Here is an 8,702-nt window from a genome sequence, read left to right on the forward strand (position 1 = left end):
GACCCACCTGACCCCATGCCGAACTCAGAAGTGAAACAAAACAGCGTCGATGATAGTGTGGATTACCCATGTGAAAGTAGAACATCGCCAGGGCCAAATTTAATATAAAAATAAGAACTAAAAAACAGTATTTTCCTGATGACCATAGCGTTTTGGAACCACCTGACCCCATGCCGAACTCAGAAGTGAAACAAAACAGCGTCGATGATAGTGTGGATTACCCATGTGAAAGTAGAACATCGTCAGGGCCCAATTAAAGAAACCCATTACATTAATGTAATGGGTTTTTTGCATTTTTAGTTCAATACATCGCGAGATAAACTCGCTCCAACCTCTGCATAAGCACAGTGCGACGTGGTAGGCGGTTTACCCGCCGATTTGTATGCATACACATCCAAGTCGAAAACGCTGAAGGCTTTCCCAATCTACAAAGTGATCACCTTCTCGAGATAAACTCGCTCTCACTACAGCATAAGCAAAGTGCAATATGGTAGGGGGGGTTATCCACCGATTTGTATATCTATACGTCTAGAATATGCTACTTTCCTTTAGGTACCTAAAGAAGGAGAATTAGCAAATCAAAGTGGCAGTGAAATTGTAAATTTACAACCTCGGTTTAGCTTGCTTGATACGCTAATATTTCCTTTTAATAATTTAACGAGCTCGTTTGTGATCGCAAGGCCTAGCCCTGCATTGTGTTTGCGTTTACTTAGGCTATTTTTGGCCTGAAAGCTAGCGTCGAATATATAGGGAAGATCAGCGGCGCTTATCCCAATGCCAGTATCATTAACACTCACTAAAGCAATATCTTGTTGCTGCTGTAATGTGAGCTGTATTTCGCCACCAGCATCAGTGTGTCTGATAGCGTTATCGATGAGGTTTGATAAAATCCTGTCTAATTTCCCGATATCACTGTATACACTAACTTCGCTTGCTTTCGGGCTTATTGAGATGGTTATTCCGCGCTGTTTAGCTTGCAATGTAAATTTAGCCGCAACGTCATACATAAGTTCAAGTAGATTAAAGGGCTCAATATTAAGTTTGGTATGTCCTGCTTCTAGGTGGGCGAGTTCAAAAATTTGCGCGATAAGATGATTGAGTTGATTTATATTTTTACTGGCAATTTCGATGTGCGAAACGATATTTTTGTCACTTGTTTGTTTTTCTATCAGTTCAATGTAACCTTTAAGCGAGGCAAGTGGTGTGCGGAGATCGTGGCTTAGCTGTGAAAGTAGTTCTTTACGTTGTTCATCTTTGAGGTTAAGTGTAGTTAATTGCTGCTGAATTTTATCCAGCATAGCATTGACGCTGCGACCCAGCTGATGGATCTCGTCATGTTCTTCGGGCCAATTTATTTGGGCATCACGACTAATATTAAAATGGTTTTGGCTGACTTGATCTATATATTGAGTCAATCTGGACACGGGCTTGGTGATTTTATTAAGCAGTAGCAGGACGACAACCAGCAAAAAGAACAAAGTGCCTAATAACCAACTTACTCCAAGCATCACCTTGTCTGAATTTTTTAGTTGCTCAATAATGCTATCGTATTTTGACGAGCCGATGATGATATATAGGTAACCCTGTAAAATATCTTGATTAAATACAGGGGCCACAGAGAAAATTTTACTGCCGTTAACGCTTCTCGGATCATCTCCAAATACAGGTAGTTGGCTATTGCTCTTTAGGAGTTTTTTTAACGGGGTAACATCAATTTGCTGACGTTTAACCTCTCCAGGGGCGGCAGAGTAAGTTAATAACTTACCTTCAGGGGAGACGAAGTAAAACTCGAATGAGGGGCCTAAGATCATCAAGGTGTGAAATAGATTACTCAAACCGTCATAGTCGTACACTCCCTCTTTTATTAGGGGATTATCGTCAACAAGATGGGTCGCAAGTGCGAGGTGTAATTGTTGTTCTGCTTGAGACTTAGAGACTTGAGATAGCGCTTGGGTCCACCAAACAAAAATCGCTGCAATGACAACGAAAGTGACAAATAAGATCAGTGCGAGTTTTTTGTAGAGTGAGAGCTTCATACGCTTTGCCCGCAAAGAGAGGCTGAATTTAATTTGTAACCAACACCCCATACTGTTTCTATCACCGTATTATTTGAAATAGCTTCAAGCTTTGCCCTCAGACGATTAATATGGGAGTTAACGGTATGCTCGTATCCTGAGTGTTGGTAGCCCCATACTGATTCTAATAACTGGGTTCGAGAAAACACGTGATTTGGGTGTTTAGCAAAAAACTGCAGCAGCTCAAATTCGGTTGCAGTAAGGTCTAATCTAACATTAGCCAACGAAATTTCATGACAACAGGCATCGATAACTAAGTTTCCAACTGCAATTTTATCGCGTGGGAAGTCCGCATTTTCAGTCTGCATTGATTGCTTAAGTTGCCTGACATGACGTAGCTGCGCTTTCACCCTTGCTTGCAACTCTCTCGTATTAAAAGGCTTGCATATATAGTCGTCCGCACCAACTTCAAGTCCAATGATCCTATCGATATCGCTACTTTTTGAGGTGACGATGATGACACTACTCATAGGGTAAAGCGCCTTAAGCTCTCGACAAAGGGTTAGTCCATCCATATTAGGTAGCATTAAATCCAGTAAAATCACGGCAAAATCGTTCGCTTTAGCAGCCGATAATACTTGGCTGCCGTCGGCAACATGCGTTACCTCTAAAGCTAACTCCTCTAAATGCACTTGGAGCAATCTCGCTATGTCTAAGTCATCTTCAACTAGCAACACGGTTTCTAACATAAATAGCCCTTTATGAAAGCGCAAACGCCTATGGCAGACGTTTGCGCATAGGCTATTTAATTCTCTCGATAGTGACTGCAAGCAGCGGGTTATCAAATTTATGGATACTAGTGAGCGTTGAACTTTGGAGTCCATCATCACTACCAACTACACCACTGTGCATCGTCACCATGTTGTGATTATCGTTGCGCTCTGCGTTAAAGCCCTCACCGCTGTCTGCTGGGCCTGGTATGGTTCCCGCGGCTTCACTATTCAGCTCAGTGCCAGCATCGTAGGCAAGTGTTCGATACATTTGCACCTCACCTACGGGCAACGCAGAGACGTCTATAGCATTTAGACCGGAGAATCCATCATTGGTATTCACCATCATGGTTAATAGCGATAATTTAAGCTCAGAAAGGTCTGTAGTTTTGATGGAAAGGTTGGTTGTCGCACCGGGGCCTAAAGGTCCATCCGTTGAGACGGATGCTTGTGTCATCTCGTCGGCTATAATATCGCTGTTATTTCCGCCCTCTGCAAGTTGCTCTAATGCTTCACTTGCTGGCATGCCGACAGTAAAGTAATGACCAGATTGATGAAGCAGCGCTGCAATTGATGACATAGGCTGTGCGTGTGTAAGGTTCGTGATAGTGATGGCAAACTCATACTCAACTGGCTCTGGCTCAACCGGAGGCTCTGGCATCACCATATTATTGTCATTGTCTCCACATGCACTGAGTAGGAGCGCAGACATGGCAATTAATGCTAATTTCGCTTTCATAGCTCCCCCTTATTTTACGGTTATTGTTACTTTTGCCACAGGATTTAACCAACGGTGCACGGTGTTATGCAGATCGCTATTACCGCCGACTTGCTCGTTGTCACCTACGTTGCCTCTGTGAATATGGACCATGGTGTTTTCTTCACTTGCTGTGACGCCAGCTCCTTGAGTGCCAGGAGCCGCACCTGGCGATGCTGGGATCCCTAAAATACCGGGTGCACCAGAGCCTTCGACAACTAATTCATTATTCGCTTCAGTACCCGCATCATAGGCATTAAGGTAAACTTCATAGGTGCCGGCAGCGCTTGGAATAGGCCACGCATTTAATCCTACAAATCCATCATTGGTAGGAAGTAGCATTGCCACAATTGAAAGATGCGTATTTCCTTCACTCGTTGATATCATCGCCATTGTAGAGCCTGCGGGTGCAAGTAGCCCCTCAGCTGGGTTGGCGACCATATTGGCGTTTGAGCTTTCGAGGATTTGTCCTAAAGCTGAAATGTCACCGCCTTCGGCCATGGCTTGCAATGCTTCAGAAGCTTGCTCGCCGAGTTTAAAAAGAGCGGTATCTTGATTATGAGCAGCCACCAGTAAAGGCGTATAGTAAATACCGTGAGTGAGGTTAGTGATTTTTACTTCAAGGTCTTGTGCCAGCGCAGCGCTTGATAAACACGTTGCGACTAATGTTGTCAGGATTTTTGCTTTCATGATGTACTCTTCTTATTAGGATTAACAGTCTCCTTATCATGGCCGCAAGATATTGAGATAGGCTCACGGAGTTATCACGTTTTTATCACAAAAGCGTAGAATACTTATCACAGGGCTCAGAGCAGCGGAGCTTAGGGTAACTTGAAGTACGCCGGAACGGTTCTAGTCGGTCGAGAACTATCAATTCGTTCTGCAAGGTAGGGATAATGAGGAGTAAAAAACTCCTCGTTACTAGAGAGGTGGGTTAGGGCTTATCGAAATAACTAAGGTTGACGCCAAGCACACTATTGGCATCAGCAAGCGTGACTTTGTCTTTAGTGTTTGGCGAAAAGTTAGGGTCGATATATTCCATAATCATTTCATTAGCAATTTTCCGGTAGGCGATTTGTATTGCTTCTGACGAGCTACAGCCTTGGTCTGTTTCAAAGACCTCGCTTAGTGGCGCTAAACCAAACCCTTTTTGTAGCGCTAAATCTGTCGAACGTAACGCGCCTTCTACCCAGCCCTGATAATCAGAGTAAGCTTCACCGCAGGTAAATAGATTTGGCAACGGCTCCACTAAATCTTCGATGACGTCTTTATCATTTGCACCAATTGCCCATTGATGTACACCAAAACCAAATTGAAGATTTTCAGGGACATTGAAATTCACATTCCCTTCCCAAATTCGAGCGCTAGTGAGGGTGGGCTGTGGAACATAATGTGTATTAAAAATGTCTTTAAAGAATTGTGTCGCTTGTCGTACAACCGCTTCAGAGGCTGGAAAAATATCACTGGGAATAGATTCAACGAGTTCCGACTCACGAGGGTGATGATAAAGCTCACCTTTGTTTTGCAGTGCACTCCAAAAATTAATATTTAGATAATCACAGTAAATAGTCAATGCGGCTGGGCGACTGTATTTAGCTGCTTCTATCCCTTCGAGTTTGTGTTGGGTTTCAGAGTTAGGGTCGGCATGACGCTCGTTATACATAAGCGCGGCTGCGAGTTCATCATCTAAAGCATAAAAGGGATAAACAGAACCTGTTGGTAAATCGGCAAAGTTAGGTCCAAAGCTGACAGCTGGGCGGCCTGTCATGCCGGTTCCCCACCATGCAGTGTCGTAATATAAATTAATCTTCAGGAGCGGTTGGTTGCTTGTGCTTTGCAATGTATCCCATAACGCATCGCGCCGCTGCTTTGGTAGCTGTTTGAATACATCTGACGCTATGAACAACTTTTCAAGCGCGAGCCTTGGCAGCCCTAAAATAAGCTTTTCAGCTTTAAATTTTCCTTCGCTTATCTGTCCGTCTTGCTCAGTTTTGGTGTACTTAAGTACATAAAGATTGTCTGCTTTATCAAAGGCGATGCTATCGATGCTCGTTTGCAGGTAAATCTTCTCTTTACCTATTTTATCCACCAGCGCGTTTGGCAGGGTGCTAAAGCCGTCTTTAAAGGTTCTAAATTCGACATCTGCAGGAAAGTCTTCCAAAAGCTGATAGGCAACCCCCGCATTCATTTTCGATAAGAAGGTGCCATTAAAGCCCAAAACACGATACAGCATGGTGATACATTCTTGGCTATAACCCATATCAGTGAGTAAATCCCACAAAGACCAATTATATAGCGGTTCACCTTGCCATTGACATTGCAGACGGAAATCCTGCCAAAACTCTGGACCGCGAACCTCTGGCCTTGAATCGAACTGTGGATTCACTTGCAAGATACGATTAAAAACAACATTAATAATGTCTTTGGGATTAACACCTTGTTCGTTTGGGTCGAGGTTATAAAGTGCCGACCAAATATGATAGTCGTCTTGTTCAGCATCGTTTACCGAAAAGCTGGTACCGCGAAAGTAGAGCCGGTTATTGCCGCCGCTATTCATGGGGAACGGGACTATCTGATCTTCTAGGCCTAACTTTAGAAAGAGGGCCATTAGGTCATCCATACCCTCAAATAGAAACCGCATACCACCTTGTTCTTCTTTGACTGTAATGGTGCTGTCAGGCTTTGCTCCTGCGCGGTTATCTCTGAAATGGATAAGATCTGAGTCCAATCTTCCACCTGTGCGGTTGCTGCGCTCAAAAATGGCGAAGTCATCAACGTCTGTTTCGCACTGTAATCGCCAAGCGCTATACAAACCAGACATGCCAGCCCCTATCACTGCGACTTTGACCGCTTCTGGAATGGGTTTTTGACTAATGTCTGTACCTATTTTGTAGTGAGTCATGTGAGTTCCTTAGTCGACGATGTCTCACACTTTTGAGGCTGACTGCTTTTATACCAATTGGTATTACTTCCTAGCTCGCTAAGTGATCTATAACGTATCTATGCACTCCAACCTGTTGAGTGCACTTCCCAAAAATTTGTTGCAACAAGCCAAGTATTGTTTTCTCAACTTGATGCAAAACCCAGTTACTACTTTAGTACACTGGTTAAGTTTGTGTTAATTTTTGCGGCGGGTTTTGCCAAGTGTTTGTCTAAAAAGCACGAATGGCATGAATTTAATAAGCTTTTATTCTCGGCTGAACACTAATTTGAGAGATGGAACACATTTGTTCCATACCGACTAAGTTATTTAATGTTCAATGAGTTTAGCCAACAATGATATGGGGTAAGAAACGGCTAAGATATTGGATGATCAGGCTTTTATCTTCACGGACACCAATTCCAACTGCTTTATCACCGACAATCCATGAGCCGATGAGCGTATTGAAGCCTGCAAATTTGGGTAAAGGTGAGTAAGCTTGATAGATATAACCTTCTTCGCCATATCCACCTGCAGACTGTGCAAGCAGCTGTTGATCTTTTCGGATCTCAATATTCGCGCCTTCGCGAGAAAATAGCGGCTTCTTCACATAGCCGGACTCGCTGCTTGCAATTTTATGCTTGTCCTGTTCAAAGTATGCCGGTAACAGATTTGGGTGATTGGGAAAGATTTGCCATAGCAAAGGTAAGATTGCTTTATTAGATAAAATCGCTTTCCAAACAGGCTCTAGCCATTGCACTTTTGCTTCCGATAATTGTTCGCTATATTCATCTTGAAACATAAATTCCCATGGGTATAGCTTAAACATCCATTGGATTTTTGAATCATCAAGGTCGACAAAATGTTGGTTATCAAATCCGATATCTTCGATAAAAACTTGTTTCGTTTTGAGTCCAGCTTCCATCGCGCAACTGCGCATATATTGAATGGTGCCCAAGTAGTCAAAGCTTTCTTTGCAGCAAGAAAAGTGTAGGGGAGCACCACGGTAGCATTTATGCAGTTGATAAAAGCGCTCTATCAGCGCTTCTTGAAGGTCATTTAATTGATCCGCATTACGTGGTAACTTACCGGCTTTTACCTGTTCTTCAAGCCACTATCAGTAATCCGTTTCGAATAAGCTGGTGGGCGTGTCGAAATTGGCCTCCAGCAGCTTGGCTGGTGACTTTCCATCGTAACTAAAATCAAAGCGACCATAGAGCGCTTGGTCTCGATGACGCCATGAGCGAGTCACTAATTCCCATTGAGACTCAGGATTAGCAAACGGTTGCAGAAGAGACTCGTCATTACACACTAAATCGACAAGGTGTAAGCGCATTTGGTGGAGTTCGTCACTTGGATCTTCCAAGTCTTGCTCAATTTGCTTTAACGTAAATTGATAATATGCACTTTCGTCTCAATACTTTTCACCATACATAGTATGAAACTCAAAGCCGTGGGCTTTTGCTTGTTTACGCCAGTGTGGGTGTTCATCAACAGAAATTCTTAACATAAGTGTAAAATCGATCCGTCTAATATCAATTAGCTTAATTAAGCGAATTGGTATTAATCATCATCGTAGGTGAGCTGCTCTAGCTCGCGATGAAGTATATCATCATCTCCCAGGTTAAGTTCAATAAGGCGCTTTAAATGCGTCACACTATCGAGATCGATTTGGCGGCAATGTACACCTAGATGACCTTCTTCAACGTGACGAACCTCTACCTCCATTGTAATTTGAATATCACTACCAGGTAGATAAAAGTTTAAACTTGCAGGGTCGTTTTTAAGTGGCACATAGCCATCGGGCAGGGTGAGTAACGCGCCATTGAGCGACAAATCCAAGATTTCGCAGCTAAAATCACCGCTTGAGGCCATAAACTGTGCCTCGTTTGAAAAAATAACTCTGGAAAAACGTCGACGTTCTTTCATTACTGATCCTAATAGTCCGTATAGGTAAAGAATAGCTTATATCATTGTGCTCGCTACTAACAATGACAATAAATTACGCCGCTTGGATGGGATTGCTACTGCAATTTGATTTGCGACTTGCCTCCACAGTGCGGCATGAATAAAGCTAAGCAAGTATTAAAAAATAAAAAAGGCTCCTAACGAGGAGCCTTAGATTATCTATCGTCGATAGACTAGGGCCTGTTGACCTTTGCTGTTTGATTTTTGTTCTTCTGAGTGTGTTTTGGTCGCGACGCTCGACTTGCCGCCTAGTAATCTAGGCAAAAGTTGAG

At 43.2% G+C, this 8,702-nt stretch carries 6 protein-coding genes, 1 rRNA gene and 1 pseudogene; 1 reads left to right on the forward strand and 7 read right to left on the reverse strand.

Annotation, left to right across the window (positions count from 1 at the left end):
- Positions 1-134: 134 nt before the first annotated feature.
- Positions 135-248: ribosomal RNA gene (gene rrf / locus MHN32_RS23055) — 5S ribosomal RNA — on the forward strand.
- 330 nt (positions 249-578) lie between these two features.
- On the opposite strand, the gene MHN32_RS23060 is transcribed toward rrf, so the two are convergent.
- From MHN32_RS23060 to MHN32_RS23090, 7 genes and pseudogenes are all read right to left on the reverse strand, one after another.
- Positions 579-2,036 (reverse strand): HAMP domain-containing sensor histidine kinase, encoded by a 1,458-nt coding sequence (locus MHN32_RS23060; protein ID WP_239422926.1) that lies wholly within the window; start codon positions 2,034-2,036, stop codon positions 579-581.
- A complete protein-coding gene (locus tag MHN32_RS23065; RefSeq protein WP_102056367.1) occupies positions 2,033-2,764 on the reverse strand; it encodes a response regulator transcription factor in 732 nt (243 codons plus the stop codon). The genes MHN32_RS23060 and MHN32_RS23065 overlap by 4 nt, the downstream gene beginning before the upstream one ends.
- 52 nt (positions 2,765-2,816) lie before the next feature.
- On the reverse strand, positions 2,817-3,524 hold the full coding sequence (locus tag MHN32_RS23070) for a spondin domain-containing protein (protein ID WP_239422927.1): 708 nt from the start codon (positions 3,522-3,524) through the stop codon (positions 2,817-2,819).
- Between the two features lie 9 nt (positions 3,525-3,533).
- Positions 3,534-4,232 carry a spondin domain-containing protein gene (locus tag MHN32_RS23075; protein WP_235368990.1) on the reverse strand — a complete coding sequence of 233 codons (699 nt, stop codon included), beginning with the start codon at positions 4,230-4,232 and terminating at the stop codon, positions 3,534-3,536.
- A gap of 244 nt (positions 4,233-4,476) precedes the next feature.
- The gene (locus tag MHN32_RS23080) at positions 4,477-6,444 is read right to left on the reverse strand and encodes an FAD-dependent L-amino acid oxidase (RefSeq protein ID WP_239422928.1); all 1,968 of its coding nucleotides are present in this window, start codon (positions 6,442-6,444) and stop codon (positions 4,477-4,479) included.
- Between the two features lie 364 nt (positions 6,445-6,808).
- Positions 6,809-7,972: pseudogene (locus tag MHN32_RS23085) on the reverse strand (glutathionylspermidine synthase family protein).
- 53 nt (positions 7,973-8,025) lie between these two features.
- The gene (locus tag MHN32_RS23090) at positions 8,026-8,391 is read right to left on the reverse strand and encodes a PilZ domain-containing protein (RefSeq protein ID WP_010378318.1); all 366 of its coding nucleotides are present in this window, start codon (positions 8,389-8,391) and stop codon (positions 8,026-8,028) included.
- Between the last annotated feature and the right edge of the window lie 311 nt (positions 8,392-8,702).

Origin of the sequence: Pseudoalteromonas sp. Of11M-6 (genome assembly GCF_022347905.1) — a bacterium.
Lineage (GTDB): Bacteria > Pseudomonadota > Gammaproteobacteria > Enterobacterales > Alteromonadaceae > Pseudoalteromonas.